Genomic DNA, 23,407 nt, shown 5'->3' with positions numbered 1-23,407 from the left:
TGCATGCAGGCTCTTGGATAGGGGACTGCTTCGCAGCCCAGCGCAGGGCAAGACTGCTCACCACAACAAAAAAGCCCCTCGATTGAGGGGCTTCTTGTAGAGCGCTATCGCATCAGGTCATCTGGATGATGGTCTGCATGATGGTGCTCTGGGTGGAGATGGTCTTGGCGTTCGCCTGGTAGTTGCTCTGGGCCTTGATCAGGTCCACCAGCTCGTTGGTCAGGTTGACGTTGGAGTTTTCCAGGGAGTTGGCCACGATCGACCCCAGGGTACCGGCTTGCGGGGTGTCATAACCCGGCTGGCCCGAAGCGAAGGTCTCTCTCCAGGTGGTGCCGCCGGATGGCTGCAGGCCTTGTTCGTTGTTGAAGCTGGCCAGGGAGATCTGACCGATGGCCTTGCTCTGCTGGTTGCTGAAGGTGGCGAACAGTACGCCGCTGCCGTCGATTTTCAGACCGGTGATCTGGCCGGTGGCATAGCCGTCGGTGACCGGTGGGTTGCGGTAGCTGGCCGAGTTGTACTGGGTAATATTGGACATGTTGACAGCAATGCCACCCGGGTTCGCGGCGGCGCCGTTGGCCTTCCACACACCATCCTTCACGGTCCCCGGCGTCCAGTTGGTGATGGTCAGGGTGGTGTTGGAGACGGTGCTCGGGGGGGTCACGATCCCGGTGAGTTTGCCGGCGGTGTCGAACGACAGGGTCGACGCAACCGGTGCCACGGCGCCAGTCCCGCTGATTGGAGTGCCGTCAGGGTTGCGGCCGTCGATCAGGGTGTAGGATTTCCACTGGTTGGAATCCGTCTTCACCATGTACTGCACCATGGTGTGCGAGTTGCCCTGGGTGTCGTACAAGGTGGTGCTGTACTGGGTGGTGAAGGTGCTGGTGTCGCTCGGGTTGAACGGCTTGGCCACCTGATCAATCACCGGCTCCGAGGAATTCAGGTTGCTGGTGGAGTCCACTTTGCTGGACGCCTTCGGTGGCAGGTTCGACAGGTTCAGTTGCAGGTCGACCAGGCCGCCCTTGATGATCTTGCCATCCGCATCCGCCGCGTAACCTTGCAGGCGCGAGGTACCGGTGTTGTTGGTGATGAAGCCGTCCTTGTCGGCACGGAACGCACCGCTGCGGGTGTACTCCAGCGAGCCGTCGCTGCCCTTCTGCACGAAGAAGCCACCGCCCTGGATCGCCATGTCCAGAATGCCGCCGCTGTTGTTCACGTCACCCTGGGTGAACTGCTGCGACACTGCCGCCAGGTTCACACCGTTGCCGATGCTGTTCTGGCCGGTGCCCAGCTTGGACGCCGCGTAAATGTCGGCGAACTCCGCACGGGACGACTTGAAACCCGTGGTCGCAACGTTGGCAATGTTGTTGCCGGTCACGTCCAGTTGTTTGTTGGCCGCATAGAGGCCGCTAAGACCGATGTTAAAAGACATGTTTCTCTCCTTCTGCCGTGTTTAGCCGGCTCTATGTACCGATAGTCTGAATTTGCGACAGCTTGACGCTGCCCATGCCGCCCGCAAGGTTGAGCAGCATGTCGCCTCCGGTCTTGCCCAACGTCACGCTGGTGACCGTGGCCGGCAACGAAGTCGCCAGGGCAACGGAGTCACCCTTGTCGTTCTTGGTGGTGGCATTGAAGGTGTAGGTGCCCGCCGGGGCGACCTCGCCTTTGTCGTTCTTGCCGTCCCAGATGAAACTCTGGTTACCGGCACTCTGGGCGCCCATTTCGAGGGTGCGCACCACGTTGCCGTCTTTGTCGGTGATCTTCACGGTGACGTTGCCTGTCGACGAAGTCACGTTCACCGAGCCGGTCATGCTCTTGCTTGTATCGACCATGGCTTTGTCGGTCTGGATGACGATCGAACGCCCCACCAGCGACGAAGCCTGCAGCGCCTGCGACGAGCTGAAGTTGCTGGAGATCGCATTCACCGAGTCATTCAGGGTGTTGATGCCTTCCAGGCTGCTGAACTGCGCCAGCTGGGCCACGAACGCGCCGTTGTCCTGGGGCGACAGCGGGTTCTGGTTTTTAAGCTGGGTTACCAGCAGTCTCAGGAACGCGTCCTTGCCCAGCGCCTGGTTGCCCGTCGCCTGCTTGGAGGCATCGCCAAGGCTGTTATTGGTCGACGAATCCTTGACCTTGGAGTTGAAAAGGTCCTGAACCGCCGTATTGGTCGAATTGGTATCAACAATGGCCATTATTTGGCGCCCCTTATCACTGACCTAGGGTCAGGACCTTCTGCATCATGGTTTTGGCGGTGTTCATCATTTCCGCGTTGGTCTGGAAGGAACGGCTGGCGGAAATCATGTCAGCCATTTCCTCGACCACGTTGACGTTGGGGTAGTACACATAGCCCTTTTCGTTCGCGGCGGGGTGATTGGGTTCGTAGCGCGCTTCGAGATTGCTGTCGTCCTCAACCACACCGAGTACCTGTACGCCCTGGCCTGCGGCGTCCTGGCTCTGGAACAGCGAATCGCTGCCGCCGTTCTGGCCGGCCTGGAACATGGTGGCAAACACCGGATGGCGGGCGCGGTAGGTCTGGTCAATGCTCGAAGACACAGTCTCGGCGTTGGCGATGTTACTGGCGACGGTGTTCAGGCGCGTGGTCTGCGCGCTCATGCCACTACCGGCAATATTGAAAACACTGGACAGGGACATGGCTTACTCTCCACGCAGGGCTGACATCAGCCCTTTGAATTTGCTGTTGAGCAGGGTGAAGCTGGCCTGGAAGTTCACCGAGTTCTCGGCGTAGGCCGATTGCTCCAGTTGCGCATCGACGGTGTTCTGGTCGATCGATGGCTGCATCGGCGTGCGGTACAACAGCGACTCGTCGCCATTGCCCAGGCCCTGCGCTTCGATGTGACGGGTATTGGTCACGTTCAAGGCGAAGGTGCCGTTCTTGGTCTTGTCCTGCTGTGCAGCGAGCACGGCAGAGAAATCCAGGTCCCGAGCCTTGTAGTTCGGGGTGTCGGCGTTGGCAATGTTGTTGGCCAGGACTTCGGCACGCTGGGCGCGAAAGCCCAGGGCTTGTTCGTGGATACCGAGCGCTTTATCGAAGCTGATGCTCATGGCGGAAACCTTCAAGGGCTGACCTGCTTTTCGTTAGCAGGGTTATAGCAAGGTGTATGCCAATCTTTAGATAACCCGTATTTCCGGGCCTTGTAGGAAGTATTGCCGGGCGGCAATGCCAGAAAAGCGGCAAGCGGTTTCCGCGCGGTGCCAGTAAAGCGGCAACGGGGTTTGCCGCTTTCGGAAGGGTTGCCGCATAACAAATGTGGGAGCTGGCTTGCCTGCGATGCAGGCACCCCGGTTTTCAGTCAGACCGCGGTGATGCTATCGCAGGCAAGCCAGCTCCCACACAAGCCTGACTCCCAATGGTTCGAGCGAACAGACCTTACTTGGCCTGGTAGATGATCCCCGGACTGCATTGCACCATCTGGTAATGATCCGGCAAGCCGTTCAACGCCTCGGAAGCCCCGAGGAACAGGTAGCCACCGCGCTTGAGGGTGCCATGGATGCGCAGCAGGATGTCTTTCTTCACTTCGGCCGAAAAGTAGATCAGCACGTTGCGGCAGAACACCATGTCGAACTTGCCGAGGCTGGCGTAGCTGTCGAGCAGATTGAACGAGCGGAATTCCACACGGTTCTTGATCGGTGCCTTGACCGCCCAGCGCCCGGCCCCCTTCGGGTCGAAGTAGCGCTGCAAGCGTTCCTGGGACAACCCGCGGCCCAGGGCCAGGCTGTCATATTCGCCGGTTTTGCAGTTGGTGAGCATGGTGCCCGACAGGTCAGTGGCAACGATTTGCGCACCGGCCTTCAATTGGCCCATGTTGGTCCGCTCGAACTCATCGATGGACATCGAAATCGAGTACGGCTCCTGCCCCGAAGAGCAGGCCGCCGACCAGATGCGCAGGCGCTGACCAGGACTGGCCTTGATGGCCTCCGGCAGCACCTTGCTCTTGAGCACTTCAAAAGGGTAGGTATCGCGAAACCACAGGGTTTCGTTGGTGGTCATGGCATCGACCACCATTTCCTTGAGCCCGCTGCGCGGCTGCCCCTGGATCCGCTGGACCAACTCACCCAGGGACTTGATGCCCTGCTGCTCCATCAGCTTGTTGAGACGGCTGGATACCAGGTATTGCTTGTTTTCACCAAGCAATATGCCACAGGCTTTTTCCAGGAAGACCCGGAACTGTTCGAAATCCAAATTACCCGTAGACAATGATACCGCCTCTAAAAATCATGTGACCGCCAGGGGAAGCTCCCCTAGCCGTGATCTGCTGCCTTGATCCGGTCGACTACCCGGGATGCGAGGTCGTCGGGACGGAACTTGGCCAAAAAGTCATCGGCACCGACCTTCTTGACCATCGCCTGGTTGAAGACGCCCGACAACGAAGTATGCAGGATGATATGCAATTTTTGCATGCGCGGATCATTGCGTATCTCGGCCGTCAGGGTGTAGCCGTCCATTTCCGGCATCTCGATGTCGGAAATCATCATCAGGAATTCTTCTTCCGGCTTTTTCCCCTCATCCACCAACTTGCGCAGGTAATCCAGGGCCTGGCGACCGTCATTGAGGGCCACCACTTCGACGCCGACCGTTTGCAGGCAACGGGTCACCTGCTTGCGCGCCACCGATGAGTCGTCCACGGTCAACACCCGCAGGGAAATGGCTTTGTGCGCGGTTTCGGCATCCACCACGCCCACGGAAATCGATTCCGACGTGGGCGCCACTTCGGCGAGGATTTTCTCCACGTCGATGATTTCCACCAACTGGTTGTCGACCCGCGTCACCGCCGTGAGGTAGTGGTCGCGACCAGTGCCCTTGGGTGGTGGATGGATCTCTTCCCAGTTCATGTTGACGATGCGTTCCACCGACCCCACCAGAAACCCCTGGGTCTTGGTGTTGTACTCGGTAATGATGACAAACGGGCTCTCGCGGTCTTGCAGACCGGAGGAGCCGGTAGCCATGGCCAGGTCAAGAATCGGGATGGTCGCGCCACGAATATTGGCCACACCGCACACCACCGGACTGGATTTGGGCAAGATCGTCAGCTTGGGACATTGCAGCACTTCCCGCACTTTGAACACGTTGATGCCATAGAGCTGCTTGCCATCGAGGCGAAACAACAGCAACTCCAGGCGATTCTGCCCTACCAGCTGTGTGCGCTGGTTTACTGAATCCATTACACCTGCCATGCCTTCACTCCTACGCTGAAACCTTGGGCCATACCGACAGGGCAGCGTGCCCCCCATACTAAACGGCACGAGCTTTGCTATTTGTTGGTCATGGATATCAAAACGACAGTTTCCCGACGCCTTCGCCTTCCACGGATCCGCAGATCACTCTGCGTCTCTGCGGCGCTGCTCGCCCTGGGGACCAGCCTCACGGCCCGCGCAGACAACGTCACCTTGCCTGATCTGCTTATCGGCGTCACGCAGGGCTTTCTTGAATTCACTGTAGAAGATTATCTGGCCACCACCCAGACACCCGGGCGTTATGAAATCCAGGTCAACCAGTTGGACCCGCGCCTGCGCATGCCGATGTGCGACAAGGAATTGACAGCCACCCTGGAAAGCCCGGCCCAGCCCATCGGACGCGTGACGGTCAGGGTGCGTTGCGACGGTGCTTCGCCGTGGACGGTATTCGTGCCGGCTCAGGTCAAACTGTTCCGCGATGTCGTCGTGGTAACCCGGCCACTGAAACGCACCGGCATCATCGGCTTCGAGGATGTGGCCTTGCGCGAGCGCGACATCGGCCTGATCAACCAGGGCTACCTGACATCACTGGACCAGGCCGTCGGCCAAAAGCTCACTCGGCCGATGGTCACCGACCAGGTCGTGACGCTGGTGCATCTGGAACAGGCCGAAGTGATCCGCAAGGGCGACCAGGTGGTGATTTCCGCCAGCAGCGGTGCGCTCAACGTGAAGATGCCCGGTGAAGCCCTGTCCAACGGCGGGATGGGTGAACAGATCCGCATCAAGAACCTGAACTCCAACCGCGTGATCAAGGCGCGAGTGATGGCCCCTGGCCAAGTGGAGGTGGCACTATAGATCACTGGTGTCGGACGCCAGCTTTTCCTACACTGTGCCTGGGATGTCGGCCTGTGCAGGTTTATTGTCATTCGTGCCTAAAGTTTGTCCGGGTATGGCCGAAAACATGGCAAGCGTCCAAATACCCAGAGGTTTTTTTATCATGGTCATCGATTTCAGTCGTTTGAATAACACCCCGGCATTGCCCGGCAATACGCGCACCAACGGTGCCAAGGACAGCGTAGATGCCAAGGCCCCGGTCCTGCCCGCCAAGGCGGAACAGACCAGCGCCAGCCAAAGCGGGGAATCCGTACACTTGAGCAACGAGGCTCAGCAGTTGCAGAAGGTCACTGACTCGCTGCGCGACCAGCCAGTTGTCAATAAAGCCCGCGTGGCCGAATTGAAACAGGCAATCGCCGATGGCAGCTATCAAGTCGACAGCAACCGTGTAGCCAGCAAGCTGCTTAATTTCGAAGCCGAGCGCTAGGCACTGGCCTGCGCCGGGATTTTGGACGCTTAAAACCCAAGGCCTGCCATGCACCACGACGAAAACCTGCTTCAACTGATCATTGATGATCTGGCGCCGACGCAACAGTTGCTCGAGCTGCTCAAGGAAGAATCCGTGGCCCTGTTCGGCCGGGACATGCAGTTGCTGGAAGAAATTCTGGCGCGCAAGCAATCGCTGATTATCCTGCTGGAACAGCATGGTAAAAAACGCAGCGAAATCCTTATCAGCCTTGGCCTGCCCGCTGACCATGAAGGTCTCGCGCAATTGGCCAGTCATTCCTCGGTCGGCGATCAGTTGCTGTCCCAGAGCAAGGCACTCAACGCGTTGCTCGGCCAGTGCCAGGAAACCAACCTGCTCAACGGTCAGTCGATCCAGCTCCAGCAAGCCACGACCGCCAACCAATTGCGTATACTCCACGGCGGAGAGCCACCGGCGCTATACAACGCCCAGGGTTCCACCTCACGCCTGGTCAAGCCAAGCACCCGCAGCCAAGCGTGACGCCCGTTTGCAGCGCGACCTATCCAAGGCGCGCCACATACTGGCAAAATGATGGCCCTTGCGTGTAGTCGTATTTTGTCTGGAGATGGAAGAACCGTGTTCAACGCCCTTAATGCGGAAGATGCTCCGCAGCCACCCAAGGTCCTCACCACGCCTCTGGAAATCGCCGGCACCTTGCGGATGCTGCAAGAAAGTCATGATCCGCTGATCATCACCTTCCACGAACGCAGCCAGCGCTTCCAGAGCTACCTGGTGGATGTTGACCGGGACAGCAAGACGCTGGCCCTGGACGAAATGATCCCCCGCGATGGCGAACGCTACCTCGAGAACGGCGAACCCTTTCGCATCGAAGGTTTCCATGAGGGTGTACGCGTCGCCTGGGAAAGCAACGGCAGCCTGAGCATCAGCGAAAAGGATGGCCACCGCATCTACACCGGCAGCATGCCCGACGAAGTGGTCTACCATCAGCGCCGCAATGCCTTCCGCGCCGCCCTGAAGCTGGCCCAACTGGTGAACATCGAACTGGGCGGCGAAAAACTCAAGGCACCGATCAACGGCAAGCTGCTGGATATCTCCGCCACCGGCTGCAAATTGCGCTTTGAAGGCGATATCTCCGAGCGCCTGCAACTGGGCCAGGTCTATGACCGCTTTATCGCCGCCCTGCCCTTTGGCAGCATGACCACTTCGGTGGAACTGCGTTACCTGCACTTCGAAGAGAAGATCAACACCACCTTTGCCGGCGTGCGCTTTCACAACATGAGCGGTCTGGTGCAGCGCCAGGTCGAGCGTTTTGTGTATCAGTTGCAACGTGAAGCACGGCGCTTCGACAAGGACGACGATTTCTAAACGCTGGAAATACCGACTCCAAAAAAAACGGGCAGATCCTGATGGGATCTGCCCGTTTTTGCATTCAGGGGCGCGCCCTGCTCAGGTCATGGGGATGGTCATCCGGGTCCGGATGCTGGGGCGGCGTGTCCGCTACCGGCTCTTGCACCTCAGGCTCCGGTTCGGTTTCCGGCACCGGGTCCGCAACAGTGGTCTGCATCTGTTCTTGCACCACGGCTTCATCCACCCGCGGATCGAGGCACGCCACCAGCGGCGAACTGGACATGCTGTCAGGCATCGCCACGTGGTGCAGCGGCGCATCATCGACCTGATGCAGGTTGGTGACCGCCTTCGGTCGGATACGCCACACCAGAATCAAGGCGCACAAGCTGAAAAATGCGTACAGCATGTGGCTGCCGAAGAGCTTCATCGCCACACCCGCCAACAGCGGCCCCACGCTGGCGCCCACACCGTAGGTCACCAGCAGCATGGCCGTCAGCGACACTCGGCGGTCGCCTTCCACATGGTCGTTGGAAAACGCCACGGCCAGTGGATAGAGACAGAACTGCACCAGCGAACACACGAAGCCCGCCACGAACAGCACCTCCAGCGGCACCTTGTTCAGCACCGCCAACGGCAGCGCCGCCACCGCCAGGCAGAGCGCGAAGCTGCGAATCAGCAAGGCCCGGTCATAGCGGTCCGACAGCCACCCCAACGGCCATTGCACCAACAGCCCGGCAAAAATACAGCACCCCATGAACAGACCGACCTGTTCCGTTGACAGGCCCTGCTGGGCGGCATAGAGCGGCGCCAGACCGTAAAACGAACCCACGATCACCCCGGCCCCCAACACCGTGCTCAGCGACTGCGGCACCCGCTTGATAAAGAAGCGCGGCTCCATCGGCGCCGGATGCAACGGCGCCGGGTGAATACGTCGGGTCATGGCTACCGGTACCAGGCACAAGGCAAAACACACGGCTACCAGCATCAGCAATTCGAGCCCCAACTGGGGGTGCATCACCAGGATCAGCTGACCCAGCACCAGCCCCAGGTAGGACGCGATCATGTAACCGCTGAACACCACGCCACGCTGCTTGGCATCCGCCTGCTCATTGAGCCAGCTTTCAATGACCATGTACTGGCACATCATCCCCAGACCAACAATCGTCCGCAGCACAATCCAGGCGGGCAGCCAGTTGATCAGTCCATGCCCAAGCACCGCGGCACCGACAATCCCTGCACAGGTGGCATAGGCACGGATATGCCCGACCCGGGCAATCAAGCGGTGCCCGATCTTGCCGCCCAGCACCAGGCCGAAATAGTTGGCCGCCATCAGCGCACCCACCCACAAGCTGTCGACGTGATCGGCCGCCAGTCGCAAGGCCAGGTAGGTACTGAGCAGGCCGGAGCCGATCAGCATCATCAAGGAGGCGAAATAAAGGGCTCGAAAAGATTTCCAGATCTGGCGCATCGGCGTTCCGAGCGGCTCCTTGCAGTGAGGGTCAGGGCTATCGGCATGATAGTCCGGGGTGGCCGGATCCGGACAGGCGGCAGGCGCTGTTTTCGGAGATTATTTTGCGTAAAACGATTGGCTACCGCTCAGACGTCACCGAACGGCACGCGAGGTACATCGCGGCGATAAATACGCGCGACTTCTTCTGTGAACCTCGATAAGCGGCAAGGTTCGACCCACGCAGGAAAAGACCTGCCAGACACAAAAAAGCCCCGCCAGAATATTCTGCGCGGGGCTTTGAAGATGGTGTCCCAGGGCCGGTTCGAACGGCCAACCTTCCCCTTAGGAGGGTCAATTTAGACCCAATGAGGACAGCCACAAGCCCATAATTACTGGGCCTTTTAGTCCCATTGAGTCCGTGAACATCGAGCGGTATAGTGCTTTTTGCTGCCACCCTGCTGTCACGGTCGAACCCTTGAAAACCAAAATCACTCAGAAGCTAATTGGCAGCCTAGCCGCCGACGCGAAAGCATACCGCGTGCATGACACCGTGCAACCCGGTTTCTTCATTCGCGTACTGCCCAGCGGTCACAAGTCCTACATGGTCACTTGGGGCCGAAACAAGAACGCCACCCTCGGGCGTGTCGGCGTGCTTACTCTTGACCAAGCCCGAACCGAGGCCGCCCAGTACTTAGCCGATGCGCACGCCCATGGCGAGCCTCTGGCCATCGCCCAGGGCCGCAAGGGGTCAGCCCTGCCCTCGCTGCGCGACTTTATCGACGACACCTATATGCCGTGGTTCAAAGCCCATCACAAAGGCCATGAGAAGACGCAGCACACCCTCAGCAATAACTTCGACCCAATCATGGCCCAGCGCTTGGACGCGATCACCGGGCGAGACCTGGAGCTGATCCGCACAGGATGGATGCAGGCCGGCAACAAGCCCTCCACGGTCAACCGGAAAATGGGCTCTATCAGCGGAGTATTCAGCCGGGCGGTCGAGTGGGATTACATCGACGAGCATCCTCTGGCCAAGCTGAAACAGCTCAAAGTCGACTCAAAGGGGGTGATTCGCTACCTGGCTGCTGACGAGACCAAGCGTCTACGCGATGCCCTGGACGCTCGACAGGATGAAATGAGGGTCGAGCGCGAGAGTGCAAACACCTGGCGGACGGACCGCCACAGAGAGCCACTGCCAACCCTCCTGCAACTGCCTTTCACCGATCACCTGAAGCCAATGGTGTTGATATCGTTGAATACCGGCATGAGGCGCGGAGAGCTGTTCGACCTGGAATGGTCAGCGGTGAACTTCGACACGAAGACAATCACAGTCGCCGGGGCCACCACCAAGACAAGCGATACGCGCCACATCCCCATGAACAAGGAGACTATTGGTGTGCTGGAAGCCTGGAAGAAGCAGGTGAGCAAGTCGCCGTATGTCTTCCCAGGTCAGGGCGGCGGTCGCTTTGAGGACGTCAAAAGCGCCTGGCTCAAATTGCTTGAGCGGGCGCAGATCGACGGATTCCGCTGGCACGATATGCGTCACGACTTTGCGTCACGCCTGGTAATGGCCGGCGTACCGCTCAACACGGTGCGGGATCTGCTGGGGCACGCGGATATAAAAATGACACTGCGCTACGCGCACTTGGCGCCAGGGACCAAGGCGGCGGCGGTTGAGCTGATTTAAAAGGGAATATCTGGCATCAGGTCATCGATAGTCATAGGCAATATTGTCGCCGATGCCTTGTTCTGCTCTACGTGAAGCAATATTTCTTTCCATGCAGAGCGCACCTTCTCAGGAATAAGCCTTGCAGGCACGGCATCCCATGATCCATCACCATACGGATGCCAAAAAAAGGAAGTAGCTTTTATGGTCTCCCACGTTCTCAGCTCATCGTAGGTCAGCGCTTCGGGGAGGTGGATCGCCAATTGAACAAGTCGTGACGACTCATCAGTTGACCAGACCTTATCGAGTACTGTGGACAGAGAATTTCCATCGAAATCGAGTACTTGCTGGGCTATTGCTTGTGAGATTGCCCATTCGATTACCGCGGTTAATGAGCGCTTCTGCAGGCGTCCCATTATGTCCAGCGCGAACTTAATTTTAGGATCAATCCTGATTCCCACGCTCACCGTGGTGCTCGACTCGCCCACTCGCTTACTCGTCTTCGTCGCCATACCATTCCATCTGCTTTGCGAGGTCAGCCCAACTGACCCAATTGGCGCAGCTTGCGCGACGAGCAATCTGCTGTCAATCCATGCGAGTACGCTACTGTATAGCAATTGCTTGCAATGATAGTTTTATGCGCTGTAAGCTAGCGATACACGACGCCTATCTGGCCTCGTTTTTTGGGAGACCACCATGGAACAAGCTCAGCAACAAATGGCGCCGCTGTCGGTGAGCGTCGAAGAATCTGCCCGAATCTTGGGTATCTCTCGCTCTGCCACCTACGAGCTGATCGCTCAGGGCGAAATCAAAACTTTCAAAATCGGACGTCGACGTCTGGCATTGGCATCCGAGCTGAGAGCCTTTATCGAGCGCGCAGCAAAGGTGGGCGCACGGTGAAGTGCGGAAAGAATAAGGAGTGGGAATTGCGCAGGGCTGCGCGAGGGATTGCTAAGGCGGTGTTAGAGCACCGCCTTAGCGAAAACACACTGGGTAGCACCAACGTGAAGGGCAAACTATGACACGCCATTCTTCAACTGAGCAAGACCGCAAGATGATGGAGGCCCTGCGAAACGGGCCGGTATCTACCATCGAAGCCGCCAAGAACCTGGATATCGTCCAGCCACCAAACACCATTCGCCGACTCAGGAAGAAGGGTCACGAAATCCGCACCTACTGGACGCACCAGTCCACCGAGCCAGGCCGGCCGCCTCACCGCGTGGCCAAGTACATCCTGATGCGCGAAGCGTCGTAATCCAGAGTACGCAGAGGTCTCCGCAGTTTTGCGGCGACCTCTTGCGCCTGCCTGCTAGATGCCGATGGGCTTCGGCCCGCTGGTAATCCAGCCGAATTACGGTGAGGTCGATTCAGTGGAATGCCTAGCGACAAAACTACTTAACCGCGGCGACGCGGTGAGCATTGAGCGTGGGCAGCTCGTCATTCAACCGGCGAGCGGCAAGCCTGTGCCCGCTGAATGGCTGGATCAAAAAGAACGGGAGATTTGCCGATCGGTACTGGCGGCAATTGGGGTCGATGCATTCAGGTATCAAGGCTATAGCGCGGGACGGTACGGACAGCACAAATCGGCCGGCGTGACCCTGCGTTTCACATCGGTACTGACTGGCGAAACTGCCTACGCCATTTTCAATGTGGAACTGACCCGCAAACGCACAACTGTAGGTGGCAAAGCTGGCGCACCTCTTCCGGCCGGTGAGTTCCGTGTCGGAGAGCGAAGCCAGTTTTACAAGTTCTGGCGGGGCACCGGTCTACCACTTCCTGAGCGGATGCAGCGATTCCACAAATGCATGGGAAAGCTGTCCAGCATCTTGCTGGCCGGGGAGGTGAGGAAGGATCGGATTAATGTGCAGTCGCTCCAACCTGTGACCATCACCGAAGACCAGGTGCGCCTCGCAGTTCTAGGGCACAACTTGGGCACAACTGAGGCACAACTAGGGCACAAGGAGGGCACAAGGTCAGGACACAAGGAAACAGCTACAGCCCATGCAGTTCGTGGGCTACAGCCGTTTTCAACTACGTGTACTTCAAACCACGAAAACAAGTTAACAAGAAAGGACGATAACAAGGTAATCCCTTGCTCCCCTATACACACCCCTAAGCCACCACAGGACCAAAGCATGGATGAGTGGCTGGAGGCATACGGCTCCCCCTGATCCACTTTGCTGAGATGGCACCACCCGCCCACCAATGAAAAAGGGCACCACCCTGTGACGGGGTAGTGCCCTCGATACTGCGAAAGTTTCGTTGTTTCAGGCTTGGCCCAGTGGAATCGCCCTGTAGGGCTGATCGCCGCCCAGGTCATCCGAGCCGAACAGGGCCTGATTGACGGCCTTCCGGCTCTCCAGCATCTGGTCGTGTTCATCATGCGTGCCGACGCCTGCCGCTACCCACTCCGGCAGCTCCTTGCGGCGCCGCATCTCGTTCAAGTGCGTCCACCACCGGGTAGCGTGCGCGCGCTCGGCATAAATCGCCTCGGCCACTTCGTTGCTGCGCTGGTCCAGTAGGTAGTGAGGCAATGGCGGCGTTTGCATGGGCTCGGCGCCTAGGGCAACACACCCGGCCAGGGCGGCGGATATTGCCTCATAGTTGCAGTCGGCGGCGCTGGCACCGTCAGCGGCCAGGTTCCACGCAGCGTCTACTAGGTTGCGGACGTGCTGGCCCGTGCGCTTGTTCGCCAACGCTGCGCACAGCATGGCCTCAACCTTGCGCAGGACGATCTGTGCGCTGCCCAGGTCCTCAAGCGCGTCATGGGCGACTTCTTGGATGGTGCGGGCTTGGGCGCTCATAGGTCACCCCCAACATTTACAGCATCGTGCGCAGCGCCAGAATAACGATGCGGGTAGAGAAAGTTACGGCTGGCGAAAGTGATAGTTTCGAGACGGCGCTCGATCTCAGTGGCGACCGGGTTATCGAAACCGCCAAGTGCCGGGATCACATGACCCATGAGTATTGCGTGCAGCTCTTTGAAAGTGGCGCGAGCCTTATTCATGCGCGCCATTTCTTCGGAGCTGATGAACACGTCGCGCACGATCTCGCCTTCAAGCACCAAAACAGCCGGGAGGTTGCTCATACGACACCCCCTAAGCAGATCCCGCGTGATGGGGCGGCGCCTGGCAGAACCTTGAAACTTATGTCGCCCAGGATCTTCAACGGGGCCAGCTCGGTGAGCTTGATGTTGGCCGGCAGCGCCATGGTGGCGATGATCTGGCCGCGCGCATCCAGAATTTGGATGGTATTCTGTTTAAATTGCATGACGTGTGCCTCTAAGCTTCGTCGTGTGATCGCCAGGCCGCTGTTGACGCAGCGGCTTGGCACCTCTTCTGTGATGGCTCAAAACTGAGCCATCGATTCAATCGGCTAGATCTTCAGCCGATTGCCGGGGTGAACGATCCGTTCACCTACTGCTTACCCTTCTCGCTGATCCAGCCTGCCGCCCAGCTCAAGGGGTCTTTCGACTCCATCGGATTGAGTGGCTTCCCATCGCGTGCCGCCTGCTTACCCTCCTGCTCCGTCTCTTCGTGAATCCACACTGCTGTCAGCTTGTAGCCGGCCGCGCGTTGGCGTTCTTTGTAGTCCCGCTGCCTGGCTGCTGCTGACCGCGGGGGCTTGGCTTGATCTGTCATCTATCCACCCTGTTACTAGTTACGATGAATCAAAGATATACCTCCGTTACTAGTCACGCAATAGGAGAGTGCAAAATAATTGCAGGTCCAGCGACTGCAGCCATATGCCACTTGAAAGCAAATGGCCAGCCCCAATATGGGAAGTACAGGGATGTCCCCTGCTTACGAGGATTGAAAGCAATGGCGGAAGAAATCGAGTTTGAAGTTGGTGAAATCGTCAAACTGAAGTCAGGCGGTCCAGATATGACCGTTCAGCTTCAGGAAAGCCGCCCCACCATCTACAGGTGTCAATGGTTTGCGGGGAAGAAGCTCGAAAGCGGTCGGTTTCCCCCAGAGTCTTTGGAACGCGTAGTTCCTGAGGCCAAATGATGGACGCCGCGGCAGTCGCACAATGGATGCTCTCAGAAATCGAGCGTGACGGATGCATCTACCAAGACGATGTAGTGGACCGTCTCGTCAAATCTGGACATGAAGAGCTATTGACCGAGAACGCAGACGGAAACCAGGTTCTCGGAAAGAGTGTCCTCGCTGCATTCCGCAAGCTGACCCCGGATAACGTCGTATGGGTCAAACCGGATCGGTACTGGCGATTCAGGGTCGAGGAGGACGAACCTGGACGAGATGCGCGGGGCTGAAATAACTAGCTAGGCCAGCACACTCGTCCTGGCCCAGGGCCCAGCTCTTCCTGCCTCATTCTGAGGATGAGCTCAGAATTTGACACCACGCCAGCGAGATGTGAGCAGTAATGCTCGCATCTCCCATGCACTCGGCGTTGAGGACATAGGAGACGGACACGACGCGTCAAACGGTGGGTTTTCGCTTTCGTTGGATACTCAGGCGGTAAACCGGAGGCTTTCCCTTATTGCTGATCGTGACGCCGATTGTATACTTCTCAATTGCTTTGAGGCCCTTCTCCGTCGGTACTTGGTACCCGCCAGCAACCTTGATTAAATCGCCACTTTCGATGAGCGCGTCTAGGTCCGGCCGCGGTGGGAAGTTATCGATTAACTCCCGCACCTGGCGTATCAGCTCTTCATCCATTCCGATTCTCCCTTCGTGTTTGATGACCGCAATCCTACATCAACACAGCGTAGGTAGACGGCAAAGTGGGAACTCCCGATTTGCCGTTATCTGCTGGAATCCGGTAGTTTCGCGAGAAGGTCGTAAAAGGGGTCTCGTTCCTGGAAACGACACTCGCCTTTGCCGGCAGTTACAGCCGCATCTGCCGGATGACCTGGCGCGGATCGGCGCCGGCGGATATCGCTGAGATTGCATCCTTGGTCAACTGGTCCAGGGCCTGCTGTTCGAACGCCTCGGCCATGGATGCAGCCTTGCGCACGATCAGCAGCGCCAGTTCGGGCGGGAATGTGGTCTTGGATGGATCGGGCAGGTAATCGCAATCGATGACTGACATAGGGGCTCCTGAGATGTCCTGACTTCTCAGGGTATCTCGACGCAACTCCAGGTGAAAACTCTGCATACACTCTAAAAGGCGGTGAATTATCTCGTTGTGTGACGATTTGGTCTCACTGAGACGGTTTGGTCTATCTGGCAGATTGGTAGTGGATCCGATTTTCTCAGTACGCCTTCCGAGCGCTGCGAAACAGACCATATGAGCCGAATCGGACCGTATGGCCGGGAAACAGTCAGCCACTAGCACTTGCTTCAAAACTGAGGTATCACGGATAACCGGCGCTGGGCTGGATCAAGGGATGAGAAAGGTATGCCGATTTTCGTTAGTTATTCGCACGCGGACAAAGATAAAATTGATTTAATTGCTGGACACCTCGTCCGAAAAAGAACGAGCGTATGGATTGACCGATGGGAGTTGCGAGCAGGCGATTCAATAATCAATAAGGTTCAGGAGGCAGTTGAGGGCTCTAGCGCTTTACTTATTATGCTATCCAAAGCTTCGGTCGAATCCGAATGGTGTAAAAAAGAGCTCACTGCGGGATTATTTCGAGAGCTTGACGAAAAGCGAGTAGTCACGATCCCAGTGTTGTTAGATGACTGCAAGATACCGATGTTCTTGCGAGACAAAATGTATGCTGATTTTCGGACTGATTTCGATGCCGGTATGTTTACTTTGCTGGAGTCAGTAGCTCAATTTTCCAACCCTGAGCAGAGCAGACTTGAGGACGCAGAGGGATACGTGGACTGGTCTTGTGACTATGGACTTTTCGACGGGAGCTACTTCGTCAATTACATATTGATGCAAAGCTCTGAAAATCTTCAGATGTCCTTCGTGACAGAGATTCAATGCATCTACAACGATGTGGCCACACACCGCCAGATGCGCTACGTGGATGCAGGTGTAGGCTGGATGGGACGAACCACCAACGCAATCATGCTGCTGGACTGTGCGGAGAGAGCTAAGGATGAAATGTTTCTTATTCTAGACAGCCCGATTCCGCAGCAAAAAAACATCACATTCTCCGATCCAAAGACCGGCGCCCAAACAGACATACTAGTTAAATCAAGAAAGATGGGCAACGACAATGGAAAAGACCAATTAATAAACATAACCGACTACTTCAGGCGAATACTTGGATACGTAACTGAAACCGAGCGGAAGCCCACCAAAGAAGAGCTAGATGTATTTAACGCAATTAAAAATACACCTTGGTAATATCCATCAATAAACCTGCTCCGTTCTCATGCAGATCCACGGAGCAGGTTTAATCAGTGGACGCCCACTGCTAGAGCTCCCGCATAGAGCCATTAGAACTCCGAGTAATGGTTGCTGAAAACTAGGCATTGTCTCGTTTGGTTTTATGGGCAACCATTGGTCTATTCTTGACAGACCCTAGACAGATTCCAGCCCATGGCCGCGCTCAACAACGAAATCAAAGCCTTTATCGTCCAATCCCTGGCGTGCTTCGACTCTCCCTCACAGGTCGCGACCGCTGTTAAGGATGGCTTCGGCGTGGTCGTGTCGCGCCAGCAGGTCGAGACCCACGACCCGACACGCAGGAGCAGCAAAGGCCTGGCAAAGCGCTGGGTGACGCTGTTCGAAGACACCAGGAGCGGTTTCCGGTCTGAGGTGGTCAAGGAGCCGATCGCCAACCGATCCATGAGGCTGCGAGCGCTTGGACGGATGCTTGAAGAGGCCGAGGCACGCGGGCACCTGGTGATGGCGATGAAACTGATGGAGCAGGCCGCCAAAGAGTGTGGTGACATCTACACCAGTCGCAGGGCCAGGACTGACGCCGGCAAAACCGAGCCAGCAGACCGCGTTGAGGTTGAATTCGTCCTGGCTCCACTCAGAGACGCCTGACAGCAGGTAGGAGCAGGTGCAACACCAAAGATCGCTGCAATATTGAAATGTGAATATTGACTGCTACCCTCACGGATCGCTAATTAGAAGGAGCAAAAGGATGGCACGTCCAAAATTCAACTGGGACACGTATGCGGCGAACGCTAAATTCGATGAGGTGCGCGGTCTGTGCGTAAGTCATGGCCGGCTTCCGACGATGTATAACCCCGATAGAACGCTGGTCTACCTTTCGTCACAGGACCTGGCCGTCGCTGTTGATGACTTGGAAGAACTGCAGACGCTTTTAGCTGAGGTAAAAAGCAGCTTTTTTGACACGCTCGGTGATCAAAATCACAGCTACAAAAAGCTTTATGAGCTGGAAACCGATTACGACTTGCTTTCAAATCTGCTAAGCAATCTAGACAGCCCGCCAGATCATTACGGTACTCGCTTGCCGAACCAGATCCAGGATAAGTGACCTGTCGCCGCGCCACGTTTTCACATATTGCAAAACGTGGCGCGGAAACCTGACATACCAAAACGGTAGTTCAGCCCTCCCCGATCCATCCTCAATCTGAGGTCGGACTGAGTCGAAATCCCGGCCCTGTATCACTTTGACTACTCTCGATTTACTGCAACAGAAACACCCTCTTCAATTCCGCCAAAACCAACTATTTCAGTCCCATTCAATCCCGTTCCGTGTAGCACCTTAGGTGCACCCTAAAAGCACTGGATATGCGGCCAGATACTGCCTAATGTGAGCTTTGCAAGGCTTTCAACAGCTCACAGAGGATTGATCATGTCGACCACTACCAAGCCCCGCGGCCACCAGGCCAAACCAACCCGCGCCGAAGTCAAAGCCGCTTGGGGGCGTCTGCGCACAGCGGCCGACCAGGGCAGCGTCCAGGCAAGCGCCCTTCTGATCGCGCTCGTTGAAAACCGCCCGCTGATCGCCACCACAGACACCCTTTCGGCATAGCGGAACTAGACCAAATGAAAAGCAGCGTCGAAGAGATCCGCCAAATCGTCCGCCGGCGTGCCCAGTTCCTCGGCATCAGCATTGATCCCGTCCCTACAGGTGGGTATCGCATCCACGGCCGTAATGGCTACGTCGACTTCCGCGTGATTGACCTAGCGGACGTAGACGTTAAAGACCTTGCGCCGAAGCGCTGGGACTGACCCTCACAAAATTGGAGAAACGAACTGAGATGAAAACACTACGCGCTGAATCTGGTGGTAAGAGCCGCCTGGTAGGTATGTGGAAATTCCCCGAAACCGGCCCCTTTGCAGACCTGTACGCGGTCGCTCGCGAGGCTCGAAATCACGTGGAGGGCCTGCAGATCGCGGCAATGGGCATCACCAACGACGACCGCCGCTCAGATAGTGCGAAGCAGGAAGACATCCGCGCAACTGCGAAGGATCGGCTGTACTTCCTGGGGCAGTTGCAGCGCGACTTTCAGAAGTACAAGGAAAAGGTCAAAGAGCGCGCCGACAAGTTGACCGCCGTTAAACCGTACCGGGATAACGACCCTATCGCCGTCCAGATCGACCTGGCCCTGGCGGCCCAGTTGCGCGCCATGAGCCCACCAGAGCGCAACGCGACACTTCTGGCGGGCACTGACAAAGCCTACGTTGACGCCGCGCTTCGCCTCCCTCGCGAGCTGAGCGGAGTCAGCAGCGAGTGGTATGCCCGAATCACCAAGGAGGCCCTGGTGCGCGCCAATCCACGCGAAGCGCAAGAGATCGCCGACCTGACCGAAGCGGCAGACGCCGCGCAGGACGCGCTCCGCACAGCCTTTGGCCTGATCAGTGCCGACGCAGGTATCAGTCTGGATGAGCGTGTCGATGCTGCCGGCGAGGCTGCAAAAGAGCTGGTGCAGGGCCCGGCAGAATCCACCATTGAGCGCATCCAAGAGCGCCTGGAGCGGGTCAAGCAAGAAGAGGAAGAGGCCGACGAGGCGCTCAAGAAGCAAATTCAGGGCGCGGAGGCTTAAGCATTGGCCAAGACGTTGCCACCAGCAGAGGCGGCGCCCGGCCGAGTTGCCGGGGGGCGATTCGCTCCCGGTCATTCCGGCAACCCTGGTGGGCGCTCAGGCCAGACCCAGGCCATCCGGGAGAAGCTCGCGGCGGGTGCCGACGCAGTAACCAAAAAGATCCTGGCAGCCGCCAAGAAGGGCGATATGCAGGCGTGCCGCCTGATCCTCGAGAGACTGGTACCGCCAGTTAAGGCCACCGCCGAGGTGGTCAGTTTCGACCTTGACGACACCGACCTACCCAGCGCAGCCAAGTCGATCTTGCGCGCAGTGGCGGCAGGCAACCTTCCTCCCGATCAAGGCCGTTCCCTCATTGAGGGCCTGGGTGCCGTCGCGCGAGTGATCGAGGTAGCAGAGCTACAGAAGGCCGTCGAAGAGCTCCGCCAGCAGATGGATGGTATGCAGCGATGAGCATCCGTAGCCAGGTGGCCAAGCTGCGCCAGCAGACCGGTACCACCCAATTCAACAGGGACGTGCGCGCAATCAGTGACCTCATGGATGAGCTAGCCGCGGAGGCCGCTGGTGGAGGCGAAGCCCGCAAAGAAGACACGCTCAGTGCTGTGTTTGATGAAACGACCGCACCAACGATCGGGAGTACCAGCAAGTGACTTTTCAAGAGCGCTTTACCGAGGCGTGCGGAGTTGTAGCGCTGGAGCGCCATGAGTCTGCAGCAGCGCATATTGCCTACGAAGTTCGGATCACGAACAACGGTCAGAAACACCAGGTTGACGGCCCGTTCTTCACCTACGCAGAGGCGGCAATCTCGGCCGAGATACTGCGTAAGTCATGCAGAAACGCCAGGGCAACCAGCTGTAGCTATCAGGACCACCCCGCAATCACCCCGCAACTAACCAAAGACTGCCAGGCCAGCCGCGCCAGGTTGTCCAAAGACCTCAATCTTGCGTAAGGGAAATTGACCTATGTCAGCGCACACAGAAAAAAAGCAGACCGTCATCGTATCGGGTGGCCTCGTCCGTATCACTGGCAAGCGAGGACACCCTATATGCACGGAGGCAGGATCATCCGTGCGCGCAGTCATGGGGTACTTCCGACAGTTCCCAGGTTTTGAGCGGCACATGACAGAGAGCGCATCAAGAGGCATCAGGTACGCCGTTTTCGTAGGCAAGCAAAACATTGGCGATGGCGACTTGGATAAGCCGGCAGGTTGCGACGTAATTCGGATCGTCCCGGTGATCGCTGGATCTAAGCGCGCCGGCCTACTGCAAACAATTGTTGGCGTGGTGCTGATCGCCCTCTCGCCATTCACAAATGGAGCAACTCTTGCCCCCGGCTTGGCCCTTACTGCAGGTGGTGTAATTCAGATGCTGAGCCCTCAAGCCAAAGGACTTGGCACCCAGGACGGCCCCAATAACCGGCCCAGCTACAGCTTCAACGGCCCGGTCAACACCAGTGTTCAGGGTAACCCTGTGCCGCTGCTATACGGGCGGATGATCGTTGGCAGTGCGGTAATCAGCGCTGGCATTTACTCCGAAGACCAGATGTAGCCAGACTGGTATAAAGTCAGCCATCAACACATGAGGAAGAAATATGCACAGGATTCTGCTCACCGCCGCTGCCGTGTTGCTGGCAGGCTGTTCAAGCACGCCGGTGGAACCTGGTTCGGCCAAGCGCGTGCCTGCCGATCGGGTCTATGCCTACCAGGCCGCCGTCCCGGGTGGTGCTACGTTGGTGGTAAGCCGGGATAACGGGTTTTGGGCTTCGGGTGGCTGTATGGCGACCGTGCTCATTGACGGGAAAAAGGTCGCCCGCATCAACACCGGCGAGGTGGTGAAATTCCAGGTTAAGCCAGGTCGACATATTGTCGGGATAGCTGGTGACGATGAGGGCAGCGGTCTTTGCGCAATGCAAATCGGACAACCTGTTAAAGAAACGGCCTCAGAACTGACCGCGGGCGAAGTTCAGAAGTACCGAATCTCTGGCACACAGAATGGTACGGATATCCGACCTTCGTCTCTGTAATCGCTCATATAACTAAAATGGATACTGGTCAAATGGATGACAAGGAGCGATTCAGTTTCGCTGAAAAGGTTTATTACTACGAGCTCGAAAGAAAAGAGAAGCTCATTGCGAGGCTGAGTTTGCCACTCGCGATATTGGTGGCCCTACTTAGCTTTTTCTCCTACATGCTTGATAAGGCCCCAATAAGCACTGTCGGCACCGTGGCTGTGTTTTTCTGGATTTTCTACTGGTATGCCTGCATATGCTTGGCTGTCGGCGTATGGAATTTCTGGAGAGCTTGGAATCTCCGCGTGTTCGACAAAGCCCTATCCACACTGGAAGAGATCGAGGCTTATAGGGTCTCGATGCTTAAGCTATACGCAGAATTCGAAGACGGAGTGGAAGAGACAGAAAAACAAATGTCTATCTTCATCTATAATCAATACGTTACTGGATCAACTACGAACGCGCTTAATAATGATAGGCGTTTGGAATACTTGAATGAACTGTCGACGTTCATGGCAGCTACAATCTTATTCGCCCTGCTATCGTTCATACCGTTTTATTTGTACCACCATCCATAGGTAGTCGAGATGACCACGCAGAAGCCGCCACCACCACCACCGCCACCGATGAGATTTGTGCGAGACGACAAGCCTCGTCCAAGCCAGCCGCGCCCGCCTGAACCTCCAAGGCGGCCTCGCTAACATCGCTAATAGGGGTGGCTTTGCTGCCGCCCCTCTGCTTAATCCTCCGCTTTGCCCCCCCCCCTTCGCTTCAACAGCACACTGTCATCCCGGGTATGCCTATCCAGATACAGCCTTATTTTGCCTTTTTCGGGCTTTCCGCTTGATAAGTAACACCCAAAGTGCAACAGTATTAGTAGAACGCCCTAACTGATACAGGCATCCATCATGTTCATCCGCGCATACCTCCGAGCCTCCACCGAAGAGCAAGACGCCGGCCGCGCCCGCGCCTCGCTCGAGCAGTTCGCCAGCGACCATAACAAGGTCATCGCTAGCGTGTACCTGGAGAACGCCAGCGGCGCCACCGCCGACCGGCCGGAGCTGCTGCGCCTGTTGAAAGATGCGCGCAAGGGTGACGTGCTGCTAGTGGAGTCGATAGACCGTCTCTCCCGCCTGCCGGTTGAGGACTGGCAAAAGCTCAAAGCCGCTATCGACTCCAAGGGCCTGCGCATCGTCGCGCTCGACCTGCCGACCAGCCACCAGGGAATGCAGGACACCAAGGGCGACGAGTTCACCGGCCGGATGTTGGGTGCAATCAACTCAATGCTGGTGGAGATGATGGCCGCGATCGCGCGCAAGGATTACGAGCAGCGCCGCGATAGACAGGCCCAGGGCATAGAGAGGGCTAAGGCCGCTGGTAAGTACCAGGGTCGGCCAGTGGATGCCGACTTGCACAAGCGGGTGAAGGAGTTGCTCAAGGCTGGTTTAGGTATTCGGGCGACAGCCAGGCACGCGGATTGCTCGACTACTACGGTGCTTCGAATCAAAGAAATGTCTGAGCAAGGGTGAGCGCCAGTC

37 protein-coding genes are annotated in these 23,407 nt (G+C 57.3%); 23 read left to right on the top strand and 14 right to left on the bottom strand.

The window, feature by feature from the left end; translation table 11 throughout:
• Nucleotides 1-112 precede the first annotated feature (112 nt).
• From flgE to ACW9IN_RS06850, 6 genes are all read right to left on the bottom strand, one after another.
• Nucleotides 113-1,429 (bottom strand): flagellar hook protein FlgE, encoded by a 1,317-nt coding sequence (gene flgE / locus ACW9IN_RS06875; protein WP_457365167.1) that lies wholly within the window; start codon nt 1,427-1,429, stop codon nt 113-115.
• Nucleotides 1,430-1,460: 31 nt separating this feature from the next.
• Nucleotides 1,461-2,189: a flagellar hook assembly protein FlgD gene (gene flgD, locus ACW9IN_RS06870; protein ID WP_457365166.1), complete on the bottom strand. Its 729-nt coding sequence runs from the start codon at nt 2,187-2,189 to the stop codon at nt 1,461-1,463.
• A 16-nt stretch (nt 2,190-2,205) separates the two neighbouring features.
• Nucleotides 2,206-2,649, bottom strand: coding sequence for a flagellar basal body rod protein FlgC (gene flgC / locus ACW9IN_RS06865; RefSeq protein WP_457365165.1), 444 nt, complete (start codon nt 2,647-2,649; stop codon nt 2,206-2,208).
• Between the two features lie 3 nt (nt 2,650-2,652).
• Entirely contained in the window at nt 2,653-3,060 is a 408-nt protein-coding gene (gene flgB, locus ACW9IN_RS06860) for a flagellar basal body rod protein FlgB (protein ID WP_178925516.1), read from the bottom strand.
• 325 nt (nt 3,061-3,385) lie between these two features.
• A complete protein-coding gene (cheR, locus tag ACW9IN_RS06855; protein WP_025854126.1) occupies nt 3,386-4,213 on the bottom strand; it encodes a protein-glutamate O-methyltransferase CheR in 828 nt (275 codons plus the stop codon).
• A gap of 44 nt (nt 4,214-4,257) precedes the next feature.
• A complete protein-coding gene (locus tag ACW9IN_RS06850; RefSeq protein ID WP_457365164.1) occupies nt 4,258-5,190 on the bottom strand; it encodes a chemotaxis protein CheV in 933 nt (310 codons plus the stop codon).
• A gap of 90 nt (nt 5,191-5,280) precedes the next feature.
• On the opposite strand from ACW9IN_RS06850, the gene flgA reads away from it, so the two are divergent.
• The 4 genes from flgA to ACW9IN_RS06830 all read left to right on the top strand — a co-directional run bounded on the left by flgA (nt 5,281) and on the right by ACW9IN_RS06830 (nt 7,876).
• Nucleotides 5,281-6,045 carry a flagellar basal body P-ring formation chaperone FlgA gene (gene flgA, locus ACW9IN_RS06845; RefSeq protein WP_457365163.1) on the top strand — a complete coding sequence of 255 codons (765 nt, stop codon included), beginning with the start codon at nt 5,281-5,283 and terminating at the stop codon, nt 6,043-6,045.
• Between the two features lie 142 nt (nt 6,046-6,187).
• Complete coding sequence (flgM, locus tag ACW9IN_RS06840; protein WP_457365162.1) at nt 6,188-6,511, top strand: flagellar biosynthesis anti-sigma factor FlgM; 324 nt, start codon at nt 6,188-6,190, stop codon at nt 6,509-6,511.
• Nucleotides 6,512-6,559: 48 nt separating this feature from the next.
• Complete coding sequence (locus ACW9IN_RS06835) at nt 6,560-7,030, top strand: flagella synthesis protein FlgN (protein ID WP_457365161.1); 471 nt, start codon at nt 6,560-6,562, stop codon at nt 7,028-7,030.
• Between the two features lie 96 nt (nt 7,031-7,126).
• Entirely contained in the window at nt 7,127-7,876 is a 750-nt protein-coding gene (locus tag ACW9IN_RS06830; protein WP_457365160.1) for a flagellar brake protein, read from the top strand.
• Between the two features lie 64 nt (nt 7,877-7,940).
• Here the strand turns inward: ACW9IN_RS06830 and ACW9IN_RS06825 are convergent, their stop codons facing one another.
• Nucleotides 7,941-9,326, bottom strand: a complete 1,386-nt coding sequence (locus ACW9IN_RS06825; RefSeq protein ID WP_457365159.1) for an MFS transporter — start codon at nt 9,324-9,326, stop codon at nt 7,941-7,943.
• A 457-nt stretch (nt 9,327-9,783) separates the two neighbouring features.
• On the opposite strand from ACW9IN_RS06825, the gene ACW9IN_RS06820 reads away from it, so the two are divergent.
• On the top strand, nt 9,784-10,995 hold the full coding sequence (locus ACW9IN_RS06820) for a phage integrase (protein ID WP_457365158.1): 1,212 nt from the start codon (nt 9,784-9,786) through the stop codon (nt 10,993-10,995).
• Here the strand turns inward: ACW9IN_RS06820 and ACW9IN_RS06815 are convergent.
• Entirely contained in the window at nt 10,992-11,486 is a 495-nt protein-coding gene (locus tag ACW9IN_RS06815; protein WP_457365157.1) for a hypothetical protein, read from the bottom strand. The genes ACW9IN_RS06820 and ACW9IN_RS06815 overlap by 4 nt on opposite strands.
• 184 nt (nt 11,487-11,670) lie before the next feature.
• On the opposite strand from ACW9IN_RS06815, the gene ACW9IN_RS06810 reads away from it, so the two are divergent.
• The 3 genes from ACW9IN_RS06810 (at nt 11,671) to ACW9IN_RS06800 (ending at nt 13,145) form a co-directional block, all read left to right on the top strand.
• Nucleotides 11,671-11,874 (top strand): helix-turn-helix domain-containing protein, encoded by a 204-nt coding sequence (locus tag ACW9IN_RS06810; RefSeq protein ID WP_457365156.1) that lies wholly within the window; start codon nt 11,671-11,673, stop codon nt 11,872-11,874.
• A gap of 118 nt (nt 11,875-11,992) precedes the next feature.
• Nucleotides 11,993-12,229, top strand: a complete 237-nt coding sequence (locus ACW9IN_RS06805) for a helix-turn-helix domain-containing protein (protein WP_148853753.1) — start codon at nt 11,993-11,995, stop codon at nt 12,227-12,229.
• A 64-nt stretch (nt 12,230-12,293) separates the two neighbouring features.
• Nucleotides 12,294-13,145 carry a hypothetical protein gene (locus ACW9IN_RS06800; protein ID WP_457365155.1) on the top strand — a complete coding sequence of 284 codons (852 nt, stop codon included), beginning with the start codon at nt 12,294-12,296 and terminating at the stop codon, nt 13,143-13,145.
• 96 nt (nt 13,146-13,241) lie between these two features.
• On the opposite strand, the gene ACW9IN_RS06795 is transcribed toward ACW9IN_RS06800, so the two are convergent.
• The 4 genes from ACW9IN_RS06795 to ACW9IN_RS06780 all read right to left on the bottom strand — a co-directional run bounded on the left by ACW9IN_RS06795 (nt 13,242) and on the right by ACW9IN_RS06780 (nt 14,615).
• Nucleotides 13,242-13,778: a hypothetical protein gene (locus tag ACW9IN_RS06795; protein WP_457365154.1), complete on the bottom strand. Its 537-nt coding sequence runs from the start codon at nt 13,776-13,778 to the stop codon at nt 13,242-13,244.
• Nucleotides 13,775-14,062 carry a hypothetical protein gene (locus ACW9IN_RS06790; protein ID WP_457365153.1) on the bottom strand — a complete coding sequence of 96 codons (288 nt, stop codon included), beginning with the start codon at nt 14,060-14,062 and terminating at the stop codon, nt 13,775-13,777. The genes ACW9IN_RS06795 and ACW9IN_RS06790 overlap by 4 nt, the downstream gene beginning before the upstream one ends.
• Nucleotides 14,059-14,244 carry a hypothetical protein gene (locus ACW9IN_RS06785; protein ID WP_017529445.1) on the bottom strand — a complete coding sequence of 62 codons (186 nt, stop codon included), beginning with the start codon at nt 14,242-14,244 and terminating at the stop codon, nt 14,059-14,061. Before ACW9IN_RS06785 ends, ACW9IN_RS06790 begins: the two co-directional genes overlap by 4 nt.
• 146 nt (nt 14,245-14,390) lie before the next feature.
• Nucleotides 14,391-14,615 (bottom strand): hypothetical protein, encoded by a 225-nt coding sequence (locus ACW9IN_RS06780; RefSeq protein WP_457365152.1) that lies wholly within the window; start codon nt 14,613-14,615, stop codon nt 14,391-14,393.
• A 180-nt stretch (nt 14,616-14,795) separates the two neighbouring features.
• Here ACW9IN_RS06780 and ACW9IN_RS06775 point away from each other — a divergent pair, with 180 nt between their 5' ends.
• Together ACW9IN_RS06775 and ACW9IN_RS06770 are read left to right on the top strand one after the other, a co-directional pair.
• Nucleotides 14,796-14,984, top strand: coding sequence for a YodC family protein (locus ACW9IN_RS06775; protein WP_457365151.1), 189 nt, complete (start codon nt 14,796-14,798; stop codon nt 14,982-14,984).
• Nucleotides 14,981-15,250, top strand: coding sequence for a DUF6953 family protein (locus tag ACW9IN_RS06770; RefSeq protein ID WP_457365150.1), 270 nt, complete (start codon nt 14,981-14,983; stop codon nt 15,248-15,250). Before ACW9IN_RS06775 ends, ACW9IN_RS06770 begins: the two co-directional genes overlap by 4 nt.
• 166 nt (nt 15,251-15,416) lie before the next feature.
• Here ACW9IN_RS06770 and ACW9IN_RS06765 read toward each other — a convergent pair whose 3' ends face one another.
• Both ACW9IN_RS06765 and ACW9IN_RS06760 read right to left on the bottom strand, forming a co-directional pair.
• Nucleotides 15,417-15,656 carry a hypothetical protein gene (locus tag ACW9IN_RS06765; protein WP_457365149.1) on the bottom strand — a complete coding sequence of 80 codons (240 nt, stop codon included), beginning with the start codon at nt 15,654-15,656 and terminating at the stop codon, nt 15,417-15,419.
• Nucleotides 15,657-15,825: 169 nt separating this feature from the next.
• Nucleotides 15,826-16,029 (bottom strand): hypothetical protein, encoded by a 204-nt coding sequence (locus ACW9IN_RS06760; RefSeq protein WP_044267637.1) that lies wholly within the window; start codon nt 16,027-16,029, stop codon nt 15,826-15,828.
• Between the two features lie 309 nt (nt 16,030-16,338).
• Here ACW9IN_RS06760 and ACW9IN_RS06755 point away from each other — a divergent pair, with 309 nt between their 5' ends.
• From ACW9IN_RS06755 to ACW9IN_RS06695, 13 genes are all read left to right on the top strand, one after another.
• The gene (locus tag ACW9IN_RS06755; protein ID WP_457365148.1) at nt 16,339-17,244 is read left to right on the top strand and encodes a toll/interleukin-1 receptor domain-containing protein; all 906 of its coding nucleotides are present in this window, start codon (nt 16,339-16,341) and stop codon (nt 17,242-17,244) included.
• 195 nt (nt 17,245-17,439) lie between these two features.
• Complete coding sequence (locus ACW9IN_RS06750; RefSeq protein ID WP_212614620.1) at nt 17,440-17,892, top strand: DUF2280 domain-containing protein; 453 nt, start codon at nt 17,440-17,442, stop codon at nt 17,890-17,892.
• A 100-nt stretch (nt 17,893-17,992) separates the two neighbouring features.
• Nucleotides 17,993-18,349, top strand: a complete 357-nt coding sequence (locus ACW9IN_RS06745; protein ID WP_212614621.1) for a hypothetical protein — start codon at nt 17,993-17,995, stop codon at nt 18,347-18,349.
• 321 nt (nt 18,350-18,670) lie between these two features.
• Nucleotides 18,671-18,850, top strand: coding sequence for a hypothetical protein (locus ACW9IN_RS06740; RefSeq protein WP_044267641.1), 180 nt, complete (start codon nt 18,671-18,673; stop codon nt 18,848-18,850).
• 14 nt (nt 18,851-18,864) lie between these two features.
• Entirely contained in the window at nt 18,865-19,050 is a 186-nt protein-coding gene (locus ACW9IN_RS06735) for a hypothetical protein (protein WP_457365147.1), read from the top strand.
• Nucleotides 19,051-19,079: 29 nt separating this feature from the next.
• Complete coding sequence (locus tag ACW9IN_RS06730) at nt 19,080-19,865, top strand: hypothetical protein (protein WP_457365146.1); 786 nt, start codon at nt 19,080-19,082, stop codon at nt 19,863-19,865.
• A gap of 3 nt (nt 19,866-19,868) precedes the next feature.
• Nucleotides 19,869-20,315: a DUF5681 domain-containing protein gene (locus ACW9IN_RS06725; protein ID WP_457365145.1), complete on the top strand. Its 447-nt coding sequence runs from the start codon at nt 19,869-19,871 to the stop codon at nt 20,313-20,315.
• Complete coding sequence (locus ACW9IN_RS06720; protein ID WP_457365144.1) at nt 20,312-20,512, top strand: hypothetical protein; 201 nt, start codon at nt 20,312-20,314, stop codon at nt 20,510-20,512. Before ACW9IN_RS06725 ends, ACW9IN_RS06720 begins: the two co-directional genes overlap by 4 nt.
• Nucleotides 20,509-20,811 (top strand): hypothetical protein, encoded by a 303-nt coding sequence (locus tag ACW9IN_RS06715; protein ID WP_457365143.1) that lies wholly within the window; start codon nt 20,509-20,511, stop codon nt 20,809-20,811. Before ACW9IN_RS06720 ends, ACW9IN_RS06715 begins: the two co-directional genes overlap by 4 nt.
• 118 nt (nt 20,812-20,929) lie before the next feature.
• Nucleotides 20,930-21,409: a tail assembly protein gene (locus ACW9IN_RS06710; protein WP_457365142.1), complete on the top strand. Its 480-nt coding sequence runs from the start codon at nt 20,930-20,932 to the stop codon at nt 21,407-21,409.
• A 43-nt stretch (nt 21,410-21,452) separates the two neighbouring features.
• The gene (locus ACW9IN_RS06705; RefSeq protein ID WP_457365141.1) at nt 21,453-21,884 is read left to right on the top strand and encodes a hypothetical protein; all 432 of its coding nucleotides are present in this window, start codon (nt 21,453-21,455) and stop codon (nt 21,882-21,884) included.
• Nucleotides 21,885-21,916: 32 nt separating this feature from the next.
• A complete protein-coding gene (locus tag ACW9IN_RS06700; RefSeq protein WP_457365140.1) occupies nt 21,917-22,447 on the top strand; it encodes a hypothetical protein in 531 nt (176 codons plus the stop codon).
• 330 nt (nt 22,448-22,777) lie between these two features.
• On the top strand, nt 22,778-23,398 hold the full coding sequence (locus ACW9IN_RS06695; RefSeq protein ID WP_457365139.1) for a recombinase family protein: 621 nt from the start codon (nt 22,778-22,780) through the stop codon (nt 23,396-23,398).
• The last annotated feature ends 9 nt before the right edge of the window (nt 23,399-23,407 follow it).

Source organism: Pseudomonas sp. SDO5271_S396 (assembly GCF_054071795.1).
The sequence above is the reverse complement of the archived record's forward strand: the minus strand, read 5'-3'. Positions and strand labels throughout refer to the sequence as shown.